16 protein-coding genes and 2 pseudogenes are annotated in these 20562 nt (G+C 39.0%); 14 read left to right on the plus strand and 4 right to left on the minus strand.

The features are described from left to right. Positions 1-39 precede the first annotated feature (39 nt). A pseudogene (locus tag UNSWCS_RS06610) lies at positions 40-276 on the plus strand (phosphatidylserine decarboxylase); the annotation flags it as partial. Positions 277-432: 156 nt separating this feature from the next. On the opposite strand, the gene UNSWCS_RS06615 reads toward UNSWCS_RS06610, so the two are convergent. From UNSWCS_RS06615 to UNSWCS_RS06630, 4 genes are read right to left on the minus strand one after another with little or no spacing between them, the layout of a single operon-like run. After that, positions 433-2964: a response regulator gene (locus tag UNSWCS_RS06615; RefSeq protein WP_021087865.1), complete on the minus strand. Its 2532-nt coding sequence runs from the start codon at positions 2962-2964 to the stop codon at positions 433-435. After that, positions 2954-3688, minus strand: a complete 735-nt coding sequence (locus UNSWCS_RS06620) for a hypothetical protein (RefSeq protein ID WP_021087861.1) — start codon at positions 3686-3688, stop codon at positions 2954-2956. The genes UNSWCS_RS06615 and UNSWCS_RS06620 overlap by 11 nt, the downstream gene beginning before the upstream one ends. Next, positions 3685-5502 carry an excinuclease ABC subunit UvrC gene (gene uvrC, locus UNSWCS_RS06625; RefSeq protein WP_021087847.1) on the minus strand — a complete coding sequence of 606 codons (1818 nt, stop codon included), beginning with the start codon at positions 5500-5502 and terminating at the stop codon, positions 3685-3687. The genes UNSWCS_RS06620 and uvrC overlap by 4 nt, the downstream gene beginning before the upstream one ends. Then, positions 5496-5996 carry a hypothetical protein gene (locus tag UNSWCS_RS06630; RefSeq protein WP_021087875.1) on the minus strand — a complete coding sequence of 167 codons (501 nt, stop codon included), beginning with the start codon at positions 5994-5996 and terminating at the stop codon, positions 5496-5498. The genes uvrC and UNSWCS_RS06630 overlap by 7 nt, the downstream gene beginning before the upstream one ends. Here UNSWCS_RS06630 and UNSWCS_RS12370 point away from each other — a divergent pair. The 13 genes and pseudogenes from UNSWCS_RS12370 to UNSWCS_RS06690 all read left to right on the plus strand — a co-directional run bounded on the left by UNSWCS_RS12370 (position 5979) and on the right by UNSWCS_RS06690 (position 20164). Then, positions 5979-6146 carry a lipoprotein gene (locus UNSWCS_RS12370; protein WP_012001408.1) on the plus strand — a complete coding sequence of 56 codons (168 nt, stop codon included), beginning with the start codon at positions 5979-5981 and terminating at the stop codon, positions 6144-6146. The two genes, UNSWCS_RS06630 and UNSWCS_RS12370, sit on opposite strands and share 18 nt — an antisense overlap. 113 nt (positions 6147-6259) lie before the next feature. Continuing rightward, entirely contained in the window at positions 6260-7648 is a 1389-nt protein-coding gene (gene nhaD / locus UNSWCS_RS06635) for a sodium:proton antiporter NhaD (protein WP_021087844.1), read from the plus strand. Between the two features lie 10 nt (positions 7649-7658). Beyond that, entirely contained in the window at positions 7659-9191 is a 1533-nt protein-coding gene (gene guaA / locus UNSWCS_RS06640) for a glutamine-hydrolyzing GMP synthase (protein WP_021087866.1), read from the plus strand. A 126-nt stretch (positions 9192-9317) separates the two neighbouring features. Continuing rightward, positions 9318-9686 (plus strand): annotated as a pseudogene (locus UNSWCS_RS06645) (bifunctional tRNA (5-methylaminomethyl-2-thiouridine)(34)-methyltransferase MnmD/FAD-dependent 5-carboxymethylaminomethyl-2-thiouridine(34) oxidoreductase MnmC); the annotation flags it as partial. Between the two features lie 74 nt (positions 9687-9760). Next, positions 9761-10405 (plus strand): cupin domain-containing protein, encoded by a 645-nt coding sequence (locus UNSWCS_RS06650; protein WP_021087871.1) that lies wholly within the window; start codon positions 9761-9763, stop codon positions 10403-10405. 116 nt (positions 10406-10521) lie between these two features. Further along, positions 10522-11682: a multidrug effflux MFS transporter gene (locus UNSWCS_RS06655; protein WP_021087874.1), complete on the plus strand. Its 1161-nt coding sequence runs from the start codon at positions 10522-10524 to the stop codon at positions 11680-11682. After that, positions 11675-12316: a uroporphyrinogen-III synthase gene (locus UNSWCS_RS06660; protein WP_021087859.1), complete on the plus strand. Its 642-nt coding sequence runs from the start codon at positions 11675-11677 to the stop codon at positions 12314-12316. Before UNSWCS_RS06655 ends, UNSWCS_RS06660 begins: the two co-directional genes overlap by 8 nt. A gap of 232 nt (positions 12317-12548) precedes the next feature. After that, on the plus strand, positions 12549-13793 hold the full coding sequence (gene purD, locus UNSWCS_RS06665) for a phosphoribosylamine--glycine ligase (protein WP_021087868.1): 1245 nt from the start codon (positions 12549-12551) through the stop codon (positions 13791-13793). Further along, complete coding sequence (locus tag UNSWCS_RS06670) at positions 13790-14239, plus strand: RDD family protein (RefSeq protein WP_002941696.1); 450 nt, start codon at positions 13790-13792, stop codon at positions 14237-14239. Before purD ends, UNSWCS_RS06670 begins: the two co-directional genes overlap by 4 nt. Then, positions 14232-16394: an LPS-assembly protein LptD gene (locus UNSWCS_RS06675; RefSeq protein ID WP_021087858.1), complete on the plus strand. Its 2163-nt coding sequence runs from the start codon at positions 14232-14234 to the stop codon at positions 16392-16394. Before UNSWCS_RS06670 ends, UNSWCS_RS06675 begins: the two co-directional genes overlap by 8 nt. 13 nt (positions 16395-16407) lie before the next feature. After that, positions 16408-17106, plus strand: coding sequence for a sodium:proton antiporter (locus UNSWCS_RS06680; RefSeq protein ID WP_002941705.1), 699 nt, complete (start codon positions 16408-16410; stop codon positions 17104-17106). Further along, positions 17096-19294, plus strand: coding sequence for a polyribonucleotide nucleotidyltransferase (locus tag UNSWCS_RS06685; RefSeq protein ID WP_021087870.1), 2199 nt, complete (start codon positions 17096-17098; stop codon positions 19292-19294). The genes UNSWCS_RS06680 and UNSWCS_RS06685 overlap by 11 nt, the downstream gene beginning before the upstream one ends. 18 nt (positions 19295-19312) lie before the next feature. Further along, positions 19313-20164: a universal stress protein gene (locus tag UNSWCS_RS06690; protein ID WP_021087843.1), complete on the plus strand. Its 852-nt coding sequence runs from the start codon at positions 19313-19315 to the stop codon at positions 20162-20164. The last annotated feature ends 398 nt before the right edge of the window (positions 20165-20562 follow it).

Here is a 20562-nt window from a genome sequence, read left to right on the forward strand (position 1 = left end):
ATGCCAAGATAAATTTATCCTATCTAACGACCCTAGTTTTTAAATGTTGGCAAGATGAAATTTAGCTTTGATGAGCGTATTCAGACAAATGCGATGGCAAATTTCACGCAAATTTATGAGTATGAAAATTTGCACATCAAAAAGGGTGAGCGTCTTGGAAATTTCGAGCTTGGCTCAACCATCGTCATACTTAGCGAAAAAGATGCGATCGAGTACAACCTCTTTGAAAACAAAGAACTAAAATTTGCTGAAGCGATCGGCAGGATCAGAAATTAAGGCTAAGTTTTTTGTAACGATTACTTTAGATTAAAATAGTTGAGCTAATAAATTCTCATCTTATAAAATAAGCATTACAAATATATAGCCGCTCTATGCTTATATACTGATAGGATCTTTTTTAATCTTTCTTAAAAACTCTCTAAAGTCTTCCTTTTATTTTATTGTATTTTTTATCTCCTCTAAAGTGTTGGTTGAGTTATTCTTTGCTGTTTTATTTTCATCTTCTTGGCTTGCATTTTCTTTGTTTGGCTTTAAATCTATTTCAAATTTTGATAAAACTCGCTTTAACTCATTTTTACTAAATGGTTTTTTGATCATCTCATCAAATGGCGACACGAGCTCTCTTTCGGAGATGTTTTTGGTGTTTGAAGTCATTGCGATTAATATCTGTTTTTCATCCCGTAACGATCTTAATTCTTTTACATATTTTGATGCATTGTTTTCAAAAAATGATGCATCTATGAAAATAGCATCAAAGTGATTTATGAGTAATGCCTGTTTAAGCTCTTTTTTGTTACCTATACACACTACTTCACAATCAAAATAGTTAAAAATATGCTTTATCATCTCGATACTAAGTGGATTTTCATCACATAGTAAGAAAGTTGTATCTTTCTCATACAAACTTGCACCTTGATATTTTTGCGTGTAGATGAGTCTTGCGATATTGAGCGGAGTTAGCGGCTCTTTCAAAGAGACAACGTTTTCTATGCTTGCTTTTTTATTAATAGTCTGTCTTGTAAAGACTATATCGCAACTCTTTGCTTGATTTGAATGATATGAGATAATATTTTTAAATTCAAGTCTCATGCTCTCTAAGGTTCTCTCAAAAAAATCATTATATTTTGTATTGATATCTGGTATATATCCTATCTTTAACTTGACATCGATATCAAAGTTCTGTAGTTTTTTGATATTTTTTAGGTTTATTGTAAAGTTAAATTCATTGCCAGTTCCGCCAAGAGTGCTTATATCAAGAGGTGTGTTTAAAAGAGATAGATAAAAGCGTGCCATTCTTAGATAAAACTCGCTATCTTCATCAATTATCTCATTTTTATCGTCTAGTTGCAGGGCATCGATCTGTTCGCTAGAAAAGCACATTTGATTTATGGTTATTTTAAAATTGACGCTAGTAATTCCACTTGTCGCAGCATAATTACTAGCGTTTCGTATCTCAACTGATAAATTTGCAAATCTATCACACTTTGCTATGATGGCTAGCATGATCATATTAAAGATAACGCTTATCTTCTCGCTATCGCCCTCTAGCTCGTCGCTAATGTTTGCATCAAGATAGGTTAAGAAAATTAGCTTTTTCTCTTGCGCAAAAGGTATCTGCGCTTCAAGTATGTTTGAAAACAAAATTTGTGGATTAAATGGCTTTAAATTTAGTCCAACTTCGCCATTTCTGCTATCAAGCAAGCCTTTTATATTGCTGTAATTTAGCGCGATTATTTGGCTATTTTTTTCTAAATTTTCAAAAAGAAGCTCATTTTTTACCACATTTTCATCTTTTTTTAGGGTAGCGACCGAGCTAAAGATCTGCTCTTTTGCTTGATAAAATTTCTTACTTAGCCTAACAAGCAGTCTATCTTTTATAGCTGCAAAGCTTTTTTCTTGCTCATATTTTTGAAGTAGCTCTTTATATAGCGCGATGAAGTTTTCTATTAATTTTTGTGGATTTCTATCCCCCCTTTTTAAAACCTCATCTCTTACAAGCTTCATTTTTTGGTTTAAATTTTCTAGATCTTTTAGCCAGATGTATGTTTTATAGCCAGCGTAAAAGAGCCAAAATGAAAGAAAAAACATCAAAAATGCTAGGCTAAGCACCTTTATCCTAAAATTGTCATTTTGCCTCTTTAGCCCGTCGCTTAAGAGATTTGCTATCTTGCCAAAAAGATCAGCTCTTTTGTTTTCAAAATTATTTATCTGCAAGATCTCATCACGTGTTAGCTCATTGTTTAGTTTTAGCTTAAAGCGGATCTCGTCATAGCCCTGAGAGATCTCTATATTGTCAAGCCTTTCTATATCTCTTATTATGCTATCTTTTATATCGCCACTTGGGAGTAAATTTGCATTTATATCGTTGTATTTAAGGCCATTTAGAGTTTGTTTTAACGAACCTTCAGTAATTTTTTCTTTACCCATAAGCACAGCTAAGATGTGCTCTTTTGCGGTATTTACATTTTGAAGTAGCTCATAGGTTCTGATTAAAGAGAGTATATAGCGCTTGATATCAATATCTAAAGCAACATCTTTAAACACTACTTGCCCACTTGTTGCCGCAGAATTTGCCAGTTCAACGAAGCTATAAAACGAGAGGTTAAAGCTCTCCCAGCTTGCATTTGCGTTTTTTAAAACTTCATTTAGCCTATCTCTCATCCTTGTATCATCTGAAGTGTTGGAGAGACTATTTAAAAATATTTTTACAGCTAGATTTTTAGCAGCATTTGCTTTTCTTAGTGTTATTTCGTCTTGTGGTGACCTAGTCTGACTATATTTTTCGTAGGCTTTTCTCTCTGAGATAATAGAAGCTGCAGCGCTTCTTACTAAACTTTCTCTTTTTACCTCGCTATTTATGCCATAAGAGATCCTAAAATTATCAAAGTAGAGCGCGCCACTATAAAAGCAAGCCATAGCCGCCAAAAATATCGGCAAAAGAACTAAAAATTTACTAACCCTCATTGCCAAGCCTTTTTGAAAATTTATTGCAAAGCGTGCTTATTTCGCTTAGTCTTTCGTTTATCTGAGCGATCTTTTTGATCTTGTTTGGTCTAGTAAGAAGCGCATCGAAATTTGCCACAAGTGGAGTAATCTTTAAATTTAGCGCTGGCTCTTTTAAGATCTTTATGCTCTCTTCTAAAAATTTAGTATCTCGCGCTTGCACCGCACTTTGGATAAAGATCATCTTGTCTTTTGCCTTGCTTAAAAATATACCAAGATAGGTCGCAAACTCGCTTTTGCTTAAATTTAAAAAGCTAGCAGTCTCGCTAAACCAGCTCTCATTTAAGACCTCTTCTTCTTTATCCAAAAGCTCTTTTTCATCTACCTTTAAATTTGGCAAGCGAAGCTTTGTCTTTGCTTTTATCGCAGCTTGCTGGTTTTGGCTGTAAATTTCTGTTTGATCGAGGATCAAAAGCTCAAAATACTCTTCATTTTTTACTGAGCTGATCTTTGAAAACTTAAGCGTCGCATTTAAAATTTTGCCGTTTTTGGTCTTTAAATTTACTCTTAAATTTGGTCTTTTAGCTAGATAATCTATAAAAATTCCAGACTCTTTGTAGTCTAAAACTAGCTCGTCAATGTCTTTATGCTCGCTTAAAAACTCCCTTATATCTTTAAATTCAAGCAGACCAAGAGAGATATCTCCCATCGCTAAAATTTGACCGTTTTTGTCGTATATTATCACTTCAAATTTCCTTCTTTGAGCGTTAAAAGCTTTGCTGCTACGCTTTTGTTTGTTATTTTTGCCACTTCGTCTAAATTTGCTTCGCTGATTTTATCAAAACTTCCGTAAAAGCTGATTAATTTCGCGATACTGCCCTCAGAAACGCCAGCTTGTCTTAGCACTGATCTTTGCATATCGTTTTTCTGCCTTGTTTTTCTGTGAAAACTGATGACAAATCTATGGCTCTCATCGCGCATTTTCTGGAAAAACTGCAGCTTTTTATCGCTCGTACTTAGGCTAAAGCTGCCATTTTTTGTGTAAATTTTATCTTTCGCTTCGCCTTTTGCGCGGTGAGCTTTGGCGTCTATTTTTTCTTTTGAGATAGCGATCACATCGACGTTTGCTCCACTGCTTGCTAAAATTTCGCAGGCTAAATTTAAAAGCGCCTCGCCCCCGTCAATAACCCAAAGATCAGGCGGACTAAGCTTATCAAACCTAAGCGCTCTAGCAGTGAGGCTCTCTCTCATCTGATCGTAGTCGTTTTTAGAGTTTAGATGCATGTGGCGGTAGTTTTGCTTCGCCCACTCGCCATGCTCATAGCGCACCATCGCCCCGACACTTGCCTCGCCAAAAAGGTGCGAGTTGTCGTAGGCTTCGACCACGTAAGGCGTGTGAGCTAGATTAAAATACTCTTTTATCTCGTTTAATAGCTCATTATCGTGCGTTTTTAGGTATTTTTCGATGCTAACTTCAGCGTTTTTTGTAGCGATCTCGCAAATTTTACGCTTATCGCCTATTTTAGGGCAAGTGATGCTAAATTTACGTCCAAATCTCTCGTTTAAAATTTCCTCCACCAGCTCGCTATCTTCAAAGTTTTCATTGACGTAAATTTTGGTGCTGATTATTGGCTGACCAGCGATGAAGCTTTTTAAAATGGCCTGCTTATAAGCCTCGTTTATCTCGTCTTTTTGAGCGTTTTTAGCCTGCGTGATATCGGTTTTTACGCCTGTTATCTTGCCGCTTTGCACGCTAAATCTCACTGCGCAGATCATATCGTGCACGCAAGCGACCGAGTAGGCCTCAAAGTCCTCAAGCTTGGCTAAATCGACCTCAACCTTTGTTTGCATATTTTTAAGCGTCTGCATCTTATCTCTAGTCGCGGCTGCTTGCTCGTAGTCTTCAGCTTTGGCGTAGTTTAGCATGAGCTCTTCAAGGCGGGCGATTAGCAAATTTGGATTTTGCAAAGCAGCTGTGGCGTCAGCGACTATTTTGGTATAGCTCTCTTTTGAAATTTTACCCTCACATGGGGCGTAGCAGCGTTTTAGCTGGTAAAAAAGGCAGGCTTTTTTGCCTTTGATGCAGGATTTTTTCTGAACTAGGTTGAAATTTAGATAAAGCGCTTCAAGAAGCTCTCCTGCTCCACTAAAATATGGCCCAAAATAGCGTATATTTGAGCCTTTTACCACCTTTCTAGTGATCTCAAATCTAGGGAATTCATCATTTAAATTTATAAAGATATAAGGATAGGTTTTGTCGTCACGAAGCAAGATGTTGTATTTTGGCTTAAGCTGTTTGATAAATGAATTTTCAAGTATGAGCGCGTCTGCTTCGCTTGGTGTGACGATGTATTCAAGATGCACAGCCTCGCTTATCATCTTTGAAATTCTTGGGCTTAGCTTTTCAGCTGGGGCTAGGCTTGGGGTAAATTTAAAGTAGCTTTTGACCCTGTTTTTTAAAATTTTGGCCTTACCGACATATAAAAGTCTGTTTTGAGCGTCAAAATATTGATATACGCCAGGCTCGTTTGGAAGCGTTCTTATCTCGTCTATTAGCATCTTGCCTGCTCATTTTTCTTTAGCAGAATTTCTCTTAGCTCTTCAAATTTCTTATAAATTTGCTCATTTGTGGCTAAATTTTTAAACTCGCCTTTGCTTGCTGGAGTGATGAAATTTGACCTTTGCGTAGGTTGAGGCGTGAAAAATTTTAGATATTTGCTCACGATAAATCTTATATTTTCTTCTTTTTTGTTTTTTATATAGTTGATCTCATTAAGAGGTTTTGGCTCGATGACGCTTGCAAAAATGCTATTTTTATTAAATTTGCAAAAGGTTTTTAATAACCCTTTTATATCATTTATACTACTATCACGTCTAAGCTCCAAAAGCCCTGAGGGATGAGTGAGAACGAAGGTTAAAATGCCTTCTCTAACATAGCAAAAAGCTATGTAAAACCGCTTTGCTTTACCCATGAGGCGCAGAAGCTCTCGGCACTCGTCTGCCATGCTTAATTTTTCTTTATACAAAGGATTTTCGTGGATAGCATCTATCATAAATTTGGCGTCTTTCATAAGGCAATCTTATCATCTTTTATTTTAATTTTCGCTCTTTTTGCACTTAGTGGCTGCGGCTACAAGGACGATCCATTTTATGGCGATGCACCTGTAAAAGAGAAAAAAACTGACAAGATCAATAAAATTTGATCTTAAATTTGGCGTAAGATAAAAATGTAATGCAAGCTTAATAAATTTAACTAACCTAAATTTTAGGCTCATTTAAGTAAAATACGCAAATTTTTATCTTACAAGGAGAGTATATGAGGTTATTTGGACTTCTAGGCTTGTTTTTTGCTATAGCCTTTGGTGCTGACGGAGAAGCTGCGGCTATTGACTTAACTACTACATGGGCGGGAATTTTATCGCTTATCATTTTTGTTGTTGGATACTTTTTCATAGCAGCAGAAGAGAATTTTCACATCGACAAGGCAAAACCTGCCATTTTTATCGGCACTTTTATGTTCCTACTTATCGGCGTTTATATGCTTATAAATGGCATGGATGTGCATTTGCTAGAGCACGAGGTAAATCACCTAATCCTAGAGATAGCTCAGATCGTTTTTTTCTTGATGGTAGCGATGACATTTATCGAGGCACTTGTTGAAAGAGATGTGTTTAACGCACTTAAATACAACCTAGTTTCAAAAGGCTACACTTACAGAAAGCTATTTTGGCTAACTGGTATTTTGGCATTTTTCATTAGCCCAGTGGCTGATAACCTAACAACAGCGCTTATCCTATCAACCGTTCTTTTAACGATAGATAGAAATAATACAAATTTCCTAGTCGCAGGTGCGATAAATATCGTCGTAGCAGCAAACGCAGGCGGAGCGTGGAGTCCATTTGGCGATATCACTACACTTATGGTTTGGGCGGCTGGCAAGTCACCATTCTTAGACTTTTTTGCACTTTTCCCAGCTTCATTTATCGGCTGGTTTGTGACAGCGTTTTTACTTTCACGCATCGTGCCAAATACTGCACCTCATTTTGACGTGGCAAATGAGCCAAAAGTGGTTATGAAAAAGGGCGGTAAAGCGGTTATCTTTATAGGTGCATTTACTATCTTTTGTGCAGTTATGATGCACCAGTTATTTCACTTGCCAGCTATGTGGGGCATGATGTTTGGCTTCTCGCTACTTAGCCTTTATACGTATTATTTCAAAAAAGCTCACAAAGACGAAGAACCTATGAATGTCTTTCACTATATGTCAAAGATCGAGAACAACACGCTATTTTTCTTCTTTGGAATTTTAGCTGCAGTTGGCGCTCTTCACTTTGCTGGATTTTTAAATTACGCTGTGTCACTTTATGATAAATTTGGCTCAACACCTGTAAATATCGGTGTTGGCTTCCTCTCAGCAGTCGTTGATAACGTCCCTGTTATGTCAGCTGTGCTAAAAGCAAATCCAGCTATGGGAGCTGATGCGGGCGAGGCTATGAGTCAGTGGCTACTAGTGACACTTACAGCTGGTATCGGCGGTTCGATGATCAGTTTTGGCTCAGCAGCTGGCGTTGGAGTAATGGGTAAATTAAAAGGAATTTATACCTTTGGTGCGCATATGAAATATGCATGGATGGTAGTTTTAGGATACATCGTATCACTCATTGTTTGGTATGTGCAGTTTGAAATTTTTCACATCTACTTTTAAAAGGTTATAAATGAACAATACGATTATAGTTTTGGACTTTGGTTCGCAGTATACTCAGCTAATAGCTAGAAGGCTAAGAGAAGAAGGAGTTTATACTGAAATTTTGCCATTTAACGCAAAACTAAGCGATATAAAGGCGAAAGATCCAAAAGGTATCATTCTAAGTGGTGGTCCAGCTAGCGTTTATGCTAAAGATGCCTACTTTTGCGATAACGGCGTCTTTGAGCTAAACATCCCTATACTTGGCGTTTGCTACGGCATGCAGCTACTTGCTCACACACATGGTGCTGAGGTTTTAGCAGCTGATCACAAAGAGTACGGCAAGGCTGAACTTAGCGTCGTAAAAGAGCACGATCTTTTTAAAGATACACCTTCAAAACAAATCGTATGGATGAGCCATAGCGACTATGTAAAAGACCTGCCAAAGGGCTTTGAGGCGATTGCGATTAGCGAAAATTCGCCTTATTGCGCTTTTGGCGATGATAAACGTAAATTTTATGCGATCCAGTTTCACGCAGAGGTGCAACATAGCGAGTATGGCACGCAAATTTTAAAGAATTTTGCTAAATATATCTGCGGCTGCGAGAGCACTTGGAACATGGGAAGCTTCGCTAAAAATAAGATAGAAGAGATCAGAAAAACAGTGGGCGCTCACAAGGTGCTTTGCGCGGTTAGTGGCGGCGTGGATAGCTCTGTGACTGCGGCACTTTTAGCAGCTGCTGTGCCTGAAAATTTGATCCTTGTTTTTGTCGATAACGGACTTCTTAGAACAAACGAAAAAGAGCAAGTTGAAGCTACATTTAGAACCAAGCTTGGCGTTGAGCTAGTTAGCATAGACGCGAGCGAGACCTTTCTTGGCCGCTTGGCCGGCGTCGTTGATCCTGAGAAAAAACGCAAGATCATAGGCGAGACATTTATAGAAATTTTTGAAAAAGAGGCTAAGAAGCATGGCGATGTGAAATTTCTAGCTCAAGGCACTCTTTATACTGACATCATCGAAAGCTCAGTCGTTGGCTCAAGCAAGACGATAAAGAGCCACCACAACGTTGGAGGCTTGCCTGATTGGATGACATTTGAGCTGATAGAGCCTTTAAGAGAGATTTTTAAAGACGAGGTTAGAAAACTAGGACTTGAGCTTGGACTAAGCCGCGAGCTAGTTTTTCGCCATCCTTTCCCTGGACCTGGCCTTGCTATCCGCATCATGGGCGAGGTAAATAAACCAAGTCTTGAGTTACTTCGTAAAGCTGACGTGATTTTGCGCGATGAGCTAAAAAGTAGTGGCTGGTATAACAAAACTTGGCAGGCATTTTGCGTACTTTTAAATGTAAATTCTGTTGGCGTTATGGGAGATAACCGCACCTACGAAAACGCTGTTTGTGTGCGCGTGGTCGATGCAAGTGATGGCATGACTGCAAGTTTTTCAAGACTTCCTTATGATCTGCTTGAAAACGTAAGCCGCCGCATCATAAACGAGGTAAATGGCATAAACCGCGTAGTTTATGACATCTCAAGCAAGCCACCTGCAACTATCGAGTGGGAGTAAATTTAAAGGTGGTTTGCCACCTTTAACTCCTTTAAACTTGTAAATTTAATCTCTTAAAAATTTTCTCCGCAAATTTTATTTTAATTGACTTTTTTATTTATAAATTTTTAGTCAAATTTGTATTATTTAAGGTTTGTGAGTGAGTTTTTTGACGCCACAAAAGCCACCATCATCGGCTCACGTGTGGGATATAGAAGTTACAGCGGAGATAGATTTTCGATAATCGGCGCCCTGCACGATGAGAAGTTTTATAAGCAAAACTACAAAGGGCTATTTTGGAGTAAAAATAAAGATAATAATCCAAAAGCAAGCTACGAAAAAAACGTCTTTGTAAATTTTGCTCACGGATCACGTGGCCTTGGCACGGCGATACTTGGAGCAAATTTAATAATGGATCTTGTGCTTGCTCGCCCACTTTGTATAGAAAGATCGCTATTTTTTGAGCTTCATCCTGCTAGATTTTTGATAAGAAAGTTAAAAAAAGGACTAAAATAGTCAAATTCCTTAACATATGTTAAGAACTGTTATCAAAACTTGCATTATAATCCTTCACAAAAAAAGGATAAAAAATGAGTCAAATTTATAATCTCGATAAAGACACAAAGATAGTTGAAAAAAGCGTCGTTAGCAAAAGGCTCTTTCAAAACAAAAACGCAAGCATCGATATATACGCATTTGACGAGGGCGAGGAGCTTGATCACGAGATGCTTTTTATAGATAGCCTTGCCTTTGTCATTGACGGCGAAGCGCAGCTTGAATACGGCGAAAAGCAAATGAGGCTTGGACGCGACGAAGCCTGCCTTATCGAGGCAAAAACTTGGCGAAAGCTCAAATTTACAAAGAAAACAAAATATTTACTAATAGATTTTAAGGAGAATGTTATGATAGATCATTTAGACAAAGCGAGTGTTTTTAGCCTCGCAGATGCCGTTAGTTACGAGAGTGGCAAGATAGTTAGCAAAACGCTTGTCAAAAACGAAAATGGCTCGATGTCGCTGCTTAGTTTTGACAAAGACCAAGAGCTCTCAACCCACGCAGCACCAGGCGATGCGCTACTTATCGCGCTTGATGGCGAGCTTGATTTGAAAATAGCTGATGAGAGCTTTCATCTAGTAAAGGGCGATAGCATCGTGCTTCCAGGTAAGATCCCACACGGCCTAAAAGTGAAAGACAAATTCAAAATGCTTCTAATCGTCACAAAAGATAAAATGTAAAAAAAGCCCTATTTTAGGGCTTTTTTCATATCAAAAACTACAAATTTAACTTTAAATTTACCTTTAATAATCAAAAAAGCAAAGCCATAATATAATCGTTTTTAAAAAGAAGAGCGATGAGAAAAGAAAACTCCAAACTATTTTTACTACTATTTTTAGGCGTGCTTTCAGCCTTTGGACCATTTGTCACAGACCTTTACTTGCCAGCACTTCCAGCCATAACTGAGTGGTTTAGCACAAGCGTTTCAGCCACGCAGCTAACGATCACCACTTCGATGGCAGGCCTTGCGATCGGTCAGCTAATAATTGGCCCAATCAGCGATAAATTTGGCCGAAAAACGCCACTTACCATCTCGCTCATCGTCTATACGGTAAGCACGATTTTTATATTTTTTGCGCAAAATATCCAGTTTTTTATCTTCATGCGCATCATTCAAGGTCTTGCAAGTGCGGGCAGTCTCGTCATCTCAAGAGCCGTTGTGAGCGACCTTTATAAGGGTCATGAGATGACAAAATTCTTTAGCCTTATGATGGTTATAAACGGCCTTGCTCCGATACTTTCGCCAATAGGTGGCAGCTTGCTGCTTAAATTTACCGACTGGCGCGGCATCTTTATGGCACTAACTATCATTGGCATTGTGCTATTTATCGCAAATTTTTACTTCAAAGAGAGCCTAAACCAGAGAGATCGCTTAAAAGTACCACTGCTTCAGACTTACGGCGTCTTTGGCAAAATTTTAAGAAAAAAGAAATTTATGCTCTTTATTGCGATACAGACATTTACTATGGGCGCGATGTTTGCCTATATCGCGGCATCTTCTTTTATATTTCAGGATTTTTACTCGCTAAGTCCATTAAGCTACGGTTTTTGCTTTGGGGCAAATGGTCTAGCCATCGTCATAGGTGCTAGACTTGCAAGCTTGCTAAATGAACGAAAAGCGCTAAAAACTGGGCTTTTTGGCACCTTGTTTGCTAGCATTTTTGTTGCACTCATGCTTTGCTCTAAATTTGAAGTGATCGGCGTTATCATCGCATTTTTCTTGCTTTTGCTCTTTACTGGCTTTATCTTACCAACGGCCTCTTCGCTAGCGATGAACGAGGGCAGAGAGTACGCTGGCTCAGCCTCGGCAGTGCTTGGATTTTGCCCATTTTTCTTAGGCGGCGTCATCTCTCCATTAGTTGGGCTTGGTGACATTTTTTACTCGACGTCAATAGCCATTTTAACTTGCAGCGTGCTTGCTTTTATCTCATTTTTAGGACTAAAAAGAGTTGCGTAAAATTTATCTTGTCTCAAACACAAAAACGACTGATGAGAGCGTTATAAATTTAAGCGTTAGTAAGATAGAGTTTTTGAAATTTGAGATAAATTTAAGCGAATATGACGCACTTGTAGCAACCTCAAAAAACGCTTTTAAGGCTTTAAAATTTAATGAGATCAGCGCGCTAGAAAATTTACCAGTTTTTGCTATCGCAAATAGTTGTGCAGCAGCTGCAAGAGAGTTTGGTTTTAGTGAAATTTACACTGGGCAAAATGCTCATGGAGATGACTTTGCAAGAGAAATTTTGCCACTTTTAAAGGGCAAAAAGGTTCTTTATCTAAAGGGCAAAGATAGCGCTTCAAATTTCTTAGAAATTTTGCAAGATGGCGGCGTAAATATAAAGGCGGTCATCGCTTATGAAAATGTCTTAAATCCTTGCAAAATGGAGCTAAAACCACCAAAAAATAGCATTTTGATCTTCGCATCTCCGATAAATGTGAGAAATTTTCTTGCTAATTTTGGCTGGGACGAGAGCTATCAAACAATAAGTATCGGAAAGGTCACTGCAAAAGAGCTAAAATTTAGCACGCCACTTGTTAGTCAAAGTCAAGATATAAACGCTTGTATCGCACTTGCCAAAACGTTACTTTAAGCAAAGAATTTATATAATTTTATTGCCTGAGTGAAGCGAGTCAGCATTTTACGGGGTCCAACACTTTTTTGTTAGCGAAAAGGTATGGGTGCCTTGCGATGTGGCTTCGTTTGAGCCTTAAACAGCGAGAAGTTGCAACCTTTTGGTATCCATCTATTTGCAAGATTGGCTTTGTTTATGGGCCACTCTTCTATGCGACGCCCACTTGGGTTTTTAAATTTACGGAGATAATATGAACATTCTCATAATAGGAAGTGGCGGCCGCGAATACGCCATTGCTCTAAAACTAAAAAGCGAAAAAAATATAAATTTATACTTTGCGCCTGGAAATGGTGCGACCTCACGCCTTGGTGAGAATTTAAACATAAAAGACTTTCATGAGCTAGCAAATTTTGCCAAAAAAAATAGTATCGAGCTAACTATCGTGGGACCTGAAGCGCCTCTTAGCGAAGGCGTGGTGGATATCTTTAAAAAAGAGTGTTTGCTCATCTTTGGACCAAGCAAAGCAGCAGCCAGACTCGAGGCTAGCAAGGCCTATATGAAGGACTTTTTAGCTAGAAATAATATAAAAACTGCAAAATATTTAAACACAGACGACAAAGAAAAAGCATTTAAATTTATTGATACATTAAGCGTGCCAATTGTCGTAAAGGCTGATGGACTTTGCGCTGGAAAAGGCGTGATCATCGCAAATTCTAAAGAGGAGGCCAAAGGGGCAGTTAGCGACATGCTAAGTGGGGCTAGCTTTGGTGATGCTGGCAAATTTGTGGTGGTTGAGGAGTTTTTGGACGGCTTTGAGCTTAGCTTTTTTGCCATTTGTGACGGCGAAAATTTTGTAAGCTTGCCAGTGGCGCAAGACCACAAACGCTTGCTTGATAACGACGAGGGTCCAAATACTGGCGGCATGGGCGCTTATGCTCCAAGTCCGCTTGCTTCAAAAGAGCTTATAAAAAGGGTTGAAGAAGAGGTTGTAAAACCTACGTTAAAAGGGATGAAAAACGAGGGCAGTCCGTTTTGTGGAGTGCTTTTTGTGGGGCTGATGATCGTGAAAAATGAGCCTTATGTGCTTGAATTTAACGTGAGATTTGGCGACCCTGAGTGTGAGGTATTGATGCCTTTGATAGATGGAAATTTGAGTGAAATTTTACTAAGCGCTGCAAAAGGCGAGCTAAAGCCTATCAGCTTAAAAGATGAATTTGCCGTTGGTGTCGTAATGTCTAGCAAAAACTATCCTTATAAAAGCAGTCCAAAGGCTAAAATTTCAGTATTAAATGATGTAAAAGACGCCCATATAGCTTACGCAGGTGTGAGCAAAGAGGGTGATGAAATTTACGCAGATGGTGGTAGAGTGCTAGTCTGCGTGGCGACTGCAAAGAGCATAAAAGAGGCGCGTGATAAGGCTTATGAGCTTTGCGAAAATGTCAAATTTGACGGAGCGCACTTTAGAAAAGATATCGCGTGGCAGGCTCTAAAATGAGTATGCAGATAGAAGAGAAGCTTCAAAACGAAGAAATTTCACTTGCTCCTTTTGCTAAGAGGATCATGGCGTTTTCTATCGATGAGATCATAGTTTCGTTTCTTTTTATGATCATCTATTGGGAGCCTCTTTCTACTAGCACTAACTATGATGACGCTAGAAATTTAGTATTAAATTTATTTTGGCAAGTGGTAGCTTTAAAAGTCATCTATCACACATTTTTTGTTTGGTATTATGGCGCTAGTTTAGGGCAGATGATAACAAAGACGATGTGTATAAATGTAGAAATTTTAGATAAGCCAAATTTAACTCAAAGTCTTGTTAGGGCGATATTTAGGATAGTTAGTGAAGCTTGTTTTTATCTTGGCTTTGCTTGGGCACTTTCAAACCCTGCAAGGCAGACTTGGCAAGACAAAATAGCAAAAACAGTGGTGATAAATGCGTAAAATTTTATTTTTAATTCCGGTTTGTGTTTTTAGTTTAAGTGCAGCAGTGCAAGATGTGCAGCTATTGGCTGATGATGTGAAGCAAGATAAGGGCATCGTAACGGCAAACAAAAACGTCGTTGTATATTCGCAAGAGTATCTTGTGACGGCTGATTGTGCTGTTTATGATCAAAACAACTCAGTCATTGAGCTCTTTGGCAATGTCAATATGATGAAGGGCAAAGATGAGGTCTCTCGCTCAAACTACGCTAAGCTAAATTTAAAAAACAACAACGCTGCCTTTGAGTCACTCTTTATGATGAATAAAGACATGGAAGTGTGGATGAGAAGCGATGAGAGCAGCTCAGATAGCGAGTACTACAGAGTAAGAAAGGCGATGGTTTCAAGCTGCAACGTCCAAGATCCTGACTGGAGCATCACCTCAAGCTCAGCCATGCTAAATAAAGAGAGTAAATTTTTGCACCTTTTTAACCCAGTCTTTCGCATAGCAAACGTGCCAGTCTTTTACCTGCCATACTTTGGCTTCTCAACTGATACTACAAGAAGGACAGGCCTTTTGCCACCAGAGCTTGGATACGGCAAGTCAGAGGGCTTTTACTACAAGCAGCCAGTCTATTTTGCACCTTATAATCAGTGGGATCTGGAGTTTGATCCGCAGATAAGAACAAACAGGGGCGCTGGAATTTACGGTGCTTTTAGATTTACTGATTCGCCTGATTCAAGAGGCGAGATCAGCTTTGGTTCATTTACTGATAAAAACAGCTACCGAGCCAAGCAAAAAAGCGAGACTTCAAACAGAGCTGAGCTAAAAAACAAAACTCACAAAGGTGTCGGGCTAAAATATGAAAGAGATAAACTCATAAAATACCTTAGCGAGGCTGATCTGCAAGAGGGTATGTGGATAGATGCAACCAAGCTAAATGACATAGACTATCTAAATTTAAAGGGCAGAGATGATGACTACGACTCGCTTGTCACCTCTAAATTTAACTACTTCATAGCAAATGACGATCACTACTTTGGCACCTATGCGAAATACTACATAGACACCGAAAAGATCGGCTCAAAGAACGAAAACAAAGATACGCTTCAAGAGCTTCCATCGCTTCAGTATCATAAATTTACAGACGATATAGTCTTGCCAAATATCTTATATTCAATCGATCTTCAATCACATAGATATGATAGAAAGATAGGCGTTAGAGCAACTCAGTATGAATTTACGCTGCCAGCTTCAGTGCATGTGCCACTGTTTGATGATAGCTTAACGTTTTCATTTTACGAGTACCTTTACGCTTCAAGGATAAACTACGAAAACAAGATAAATTCATTTGATGACAAAAGAGAAGACAAGCACGCAAATTTTGTAAATAACTACCATAAATTTGCTCTTCACACAGACCTTGCAAAGGCGTATGAGAGCTTTTATCACACTTTAAATTTTGGTGCTGAGTATTTGCTACCATGGTATAGAAAAGGAAATTTAGACGACGAGTTTATCTATGACAAAGATCTAAATGAGTATGAAAATTTCTTAGCTCAAGATCAGAGCAAAGAGGAAGTTTCTGGCTATTTGACACAGTATTTCTTTAACGGCAGTGGCAGAAAAGTTGTCAAACACAGCATCTCACAAGGTTACTACACAAAAGATGATGAGTATTCAAATTTAAAAAATGCCATCTACCTATATCCGTTTGAGAATTTTAGCCTTTATAACAAGCTTGAATACTCACACAAAGATAGAGAGCTTAAAAAGGTGCAAAACGGACTTTACTATACGCACGATCTATTTTGGATAAATATGCTCCATACAATGAAAAAGAGCGATAGCAAGGCTAAAAATAGTGCAACAAAAGATAGCTACTTTACAAGCAGCGCTGGTGTAAAACTCCCGCATCAATATAGCCTAATTGGCGGCTGGCAATACGACCTTGAAAGGAGCTACACAAAGAGCTGGAGAGTTGGTGTGCTTCATCAAAGAAAGTGCTGGAACTACGGGCTAATTTATCAACACGATGTCGAGCCAACAACAACGACAAATGGCTCAGCCTCAACTAAGAAAAGTGGCATCTACTTTACTATAAATTTCTATCCGATGGGCGGCTTGCACTATGACTTTTCACAAAGCAGCACCACTTCATCAAGTAGCAAATAAGATGGCTAGATAAATGGCAAGCGTTAAATTTAAAGATCAATTAGATGCAGCTAACAAGCTCATCGAGATCTTGCCAAAAAAAGAGCTAAATGACGCTAAGACGATAGTTCTTTGCATGTCGCTTGAGTCAGTTATCCTGACTGACGTGGTTTGCAGGGGGTTAAATTTAAGCTATGAGATGCTCTTTAGCGAGCCAATCCCTGCGCCAAACAACAGTGAATGCGACGTAGCGATAGTTAGCGAGACCGAGGATATCGTGCTAAACGACCCTCTCATAAAAGCTTTTAACATAAGCTATGACTACATCTACGGCGAAGCGCATAGAAAATATGAAGAGAAAATTTTAAAAAATGTCTATAAATACAGAAAAGGAAATTTGATAGGAGAGCTAAAGGGCAAGAATATTTTACTGATCGACGAGGGGTGTGAGACTGGCATGACGGCACTCATTTGCATAAAGACGCTGCTTGATGTGAAGGTAAAGTCCATCTCATACGCAACGCCGATGATAGCCACTGATGTCTTTGCAAATTTAAATGATATGGTCGATGAAATTTACACGATAAACAAGATCGTTGATTTTATCGATGTGGATTCGTATTACGAGAAAAAGATCGAGGCTACGAGCGAGCGCATCATGTCGATATTAGAAGAGAGCCCTCACTATTTACCGTTACAAAAACAACAAGGAGATAAAAATAATGCAATATAGTATAGAAGTCAATAATCAGGTCGAAATTTTTGACCTTAATAAAGTAGCTAAACAAGCTAGTGGGGCAGTGCTTTTAAGGGTGAAAAACACCATAGTTTTAGCAACTGTGGCAAGAGAAGATGTGCAAGTTGAAGAGGACTTTTTGCCTCTAACGGTGCAATACATCGAAAAAGCTTACGCAGCTGGCAAAATACCAGGTGGTTACGTCAAGCGCGAGACCAAGCCAGGCGACTTTGAGACACTAACTGCTCGCATCATAGATAGATCACTTCGCCCACTTTTCCCAAAAGGCTACGCATACCCAACACAGATCGTTGTCATGGTGCTTTCAGCTGATCCTGAGGTTGATTTACAAGTTGTGAGCCTAAATGCGGCTTCAGTTGCACTTTACCTTAGCGACATCCCTGTAAATCGCCCAGTTTGTGGTGTAAGAGTTGGCTATATAGATGATAAATTTGTTATCAATCCAAGCAACTCTGAGCTAAAACAAAGCGCGATCGATCTTTATGTTGCTGGCACAAAAGATGAGCTTTTGATGATCGAGATGAGAAGCTTGCCTCAGCAAACTACGCAGCTCATACCGATGGTAGCGATCGAGCCGATGATAGATCCTAGCCTAAGCGATAGCATGGCGCAAAAGCAAGTGATGAATGAATTTAGCGAAGATAAGATGGTTGAGGCGATCGACTTTGCTGGTAAAGCGATACTAAGAGCTAGCAGCGCTTATGAAGAGGCGTTTAAAGAGCATAAAAAAGAGGATGCCGCACTTGAGCTAAAACCAGAGATAGAAAACGAAAATATCGCTATTTATATCGATAAATTTTACAAAGCAGAGGTTAAAAACGCGATCAATCAAATGGCAAAGAGCGAGCGTGCAAGCGAGCTTGGCAAGATCGCTAAACAAATTTCAAGCGATGAGGTAGCTCAAAAAGAGGGCTGGGACGAGGCTGTCATCTCAAATGTCCTTGGCAAATATAAAAAGAAAATAGTAAGAGAGCAGATCATAAACGAGGGCGTTAGAGCCGACGGACGCGGGCTTGAAGAGGTTAGGCCTATTAGCATCGAGACAAATGTCCTTCCAAACGCTCACGGCTCATGTCTCTTTACAAGAGGTCAAACTCAGGCGCTAGTTGTCGCCACTCTTGGCACAGATAGCGATGCTCAGATGTATGACATCCTAACTGAAAAAGCTCCTTTGGTTGAGAAATTTATGTTTAACTACAACTTCCCAGGCTTTAGCGTCGGCGAGGCAAGCCCGCTTAAAGCTCCAGGCAGACGTGAGCTTGGACATGGAAATTTAGCCAAACGTGCCCTTGCACCAAGCATCGATCTAGCTTCTCCATATACGATAAGGGTCGTTTCAGAAATTTTAGAGAGCAACGGCTCAAGCTCGATGGCTAGCGTTTGCGGTGGTTCGCTTGCACTTAGAGCTGCTGGGGTCAATACCCAAAAACTTGTCGCTGGCGTTGCGATGGGTCTTATATTTGAAGGTGAGAAACACGCTGTTTTAACTGATATCATGGGTCTTGAAGACCACGACGGCGATATGGACTTTAAAGTTGCTGGCACAAGTGATGGCATCACAGCGCTTCAGATGGACATCAAGCTTGGAGGCATCAGCCTAGAAGTGCTAAAAGAGGCGCTTTATCAAGCAAAACGCGGCAGAGAGCACATCCTTGCTCTAATGACACAGGCTGATAAAAATATAGAGATAAACGAAGATGTATTGCCAAAACTTGAGCTATTTAACGTTGATCCAAGCAAGATCGTAGATATCATCGGTCAAGCTGGCAAGACTATAAAAGAGATCATCGAGAAATTTGAAGTTTCGATCGACCTTGATAGAGAAAAGGGCGAGGTTAAAATCGCAGGTGGCGCTAAGAAAAACGTCGATGCAGCAAAAGACTACATCATCTCGATCACTTCAAAAGAGAACTCTCGCTCGTTTGGCAAAAAGCCGTTTAAACACGATAAAGAGCGTGTAAAACCGACATTTAATATCGGAGATGAGTTTGTTGGAAGCGTAAAAAGCGTGGTTGATTTTGGAGTATTTATCGAGCTAAAAGATGGTGTTGATGGTCTGCTTCACATCTCAAAGATAAAGAGCCCATTAAACGTAGGTGATCAGGTAAAAGTGTGTGTGAGCGAGCAAAAAGGAAACAAAATTTCGCTCTCTTTGGTTGAATAAATTTTTAAAGGATAGATGATGAAATACAAAAAGTTGCTTTTTCCAATTGGAGCAGGGGACGATATCGAGCCAAGAATTTACGGTGCTTTAAAGGTTGCACAATGGTTTAAAGCTCACATGGAGATCCTCACTTGCCAACTAGATCCAAGTGTGGTTTATAATATGAAAATGACGCTTCGTGGTGGAGTGCTTTTTGAGGAATTTTTAAAATCAGCCAAGTCTGAGCTTGCGGTTGAGCACGAAGAGAACGAAAAGCTTTTTAATAAAATTTGCGCTGAGCTTGGCATAAAGGTGAGCGATGAGATCATCGAAGATGTCTGCACTGCAAATTTCACGATCCATAATGGAAAAAGAAGCGCCATAGTTGAGCAAGAGAGTAAATTTTGCGATCTAGTCGTAGCTGCAGTGCCACTTGATGGCAAGATCACTGGCACATTTGAGTCAGCTGTTTTAAAAAGTGGTAAAAATGCGATCGTTATCCCAAGAAAGATGCGTGAATTTAGGGCTGATAATATCCTTGTAAGCTGGACAGGAACAACTCAAAGCTCAAGAGCCCTAACTGGAGCGATCGATCTTTTAAAGAGCGCTAAAAAGGTTCAGTGCATCACTTCAAAAGCAAGCCTTGGCGACAATGCCGAGCTAAATCTTAAAAAGCTTGAAGAGTATTTTAAAATTCATGGTATCAGCGCGTCTTTTGAGATCATAGCAACTACAACGATACCTGGCGAGGCACTTTTAAAAGCTGCAAATGATAGAAATGCAGATCTCATCGTAGCCAGCAGATACGGTGAAAACGGACTAATGGAGATGGTCCTTGGCGGAACATCAAGATTTTTCTTAGAACATACAAATATCCCAGTTTATCTATAATGGATTGCGGCTTGGTCCGCGATCTAATTTTTTTGCTTTGCAAATTTTAAAATTTGCTCGAACTTCTTTTGTAAAAAATATTTTTAGTTTGTAATCAGAAATTTTAAAATTTAATAGATATTCCTTGAGTGTTAATATTAAAAATTGTTTGAAGTTTTTTAGGTATTGTTCTTTTTAAAATTTGATAGATATTTCTTGGAGTATTAAATTTAAGTCTAAATTTACATAGCCCTCTAATGCTTTAGAGAGCTATGCTTTGTATTAATTGCAGTGGTTTAGTTTAAAATTTATTCTTTCTTACTTCACTTACTATAGTCTTTGCCATGTTATCAACATCGCTTGTTACTTCATTAGCCCTATTAGCAATTACAACATTCTCTTTTGTTAGATTATCTATT

Origin of the sequence: Campylobacter concisus UNSWCS, from assembly GCF_000466685.1 — a bacterium.
In the GTDB taxonomy this organism is placed as follows: domain Bacteria; phylum Campylobacterota; class Campylobacteria; order Campylobacterales; family Campylobacteraceae; genus Campylobacter_A; species Campylobacter_A concisus_A.

What these genes read in the sequence shown, in the direction of transcription:
- UNSWCS_RS06655 (WP_021087874.1), top strand. Translation starts at nt 10,522, where the DNA reads ATGAGAAAAGAAAACTCCAAACTATTTTTACTACTATTTTTAGGCGTG.
- UNSWCS_RS06670 (WP_002941696.1), top strand. Translation starts at nt 13,790, where the DNA reads ATGAGTATGCAGATAGAAGAGAAGCTTCAAAACGAAGAAATTTCACTT.
- UNSWCS_RS06680 (WP_002941705.1), top strand. Translation starts at nt 16,408, where the DNA reads ATGGCAAGCGTTAAATTTAAAGATCAATTAGATGCAGCTAACAAGCTC.
- UNSWCS_RS06675 (WP_021087858.1), top strand. Translation starts at nt 14,232, where the DNA reads ATGCGTAAAATTTTATTTTTAATTCCGGTTTGTGTTTTTAGTTTAAGT.
- nhaD (WP_021087844.1), top strand. Translation starts at nt 6,260, where the DNA reads ATGAGGTTATTTGGACTTCTAGGCTTGTTTTTTGCTATAGCCTTTGGT.
- UNSWCS_RS06650 (WP_021087871.1), top strand. Translation starts at nt 9,761, where the DNA reads ATGAGTCAAATTTATAATCTCGATAAAGACACAAAGATAGTTGAAAAA.
- UNSWCS_RS06690 (WP_021087843.1), top strand. Translation starts at nt 19,313, where the DNA reads ATGAAATACAAAAAGTTGCTTTTTCCAATTGGAGCAGGGGACGATATC.
- UNSWCS_RS06630 (WP_021087875.1), bottom strand. Translation starts at nt 5,996, where the DNA reads ATGATAGATGCTATCCACGAAAATCCTTTGTATAAAGAAAAATTAAGC.
- UNSWCS_RS06615 (WP_021087865.1), bottom strand. Translation starts at nt 2,964, where the DNA reads ATGAGGGTTAGTAAATTTTTAGTTCTTTTGCCGATATTTTTGGCGGCT.
- guaA (WP_021087866.1), top strand. Translation starts at nt 7,659, where the DNA reads ATGAACAATACGATTATAGTTTTGGACTTTGGTTCGCAGTATACTCAG.
- UNSWCS_RS06685 (WP_021087870.1), top strand. Translation starts at nt 17,096, where the DNA reads ATGCAATATAGTATAGAAGTCAATAATCAGGTCGAAATTTTTGACCTT.
- uvrC (WP_021087847.1), bottom strand. Translation starts at nt 5,502, where the DNA reads ATGCTAATAGACGAGATAAGAACGCTTCCAAACGAGCCTGGCGTATAT.
- purD (WP_021087868.1), top strand. Translation starts at nt 12,549, where the DNA reads ATGAACATTCTCATAATAGGAAGTGGCGGCCGCGAATACGCCATTGCT.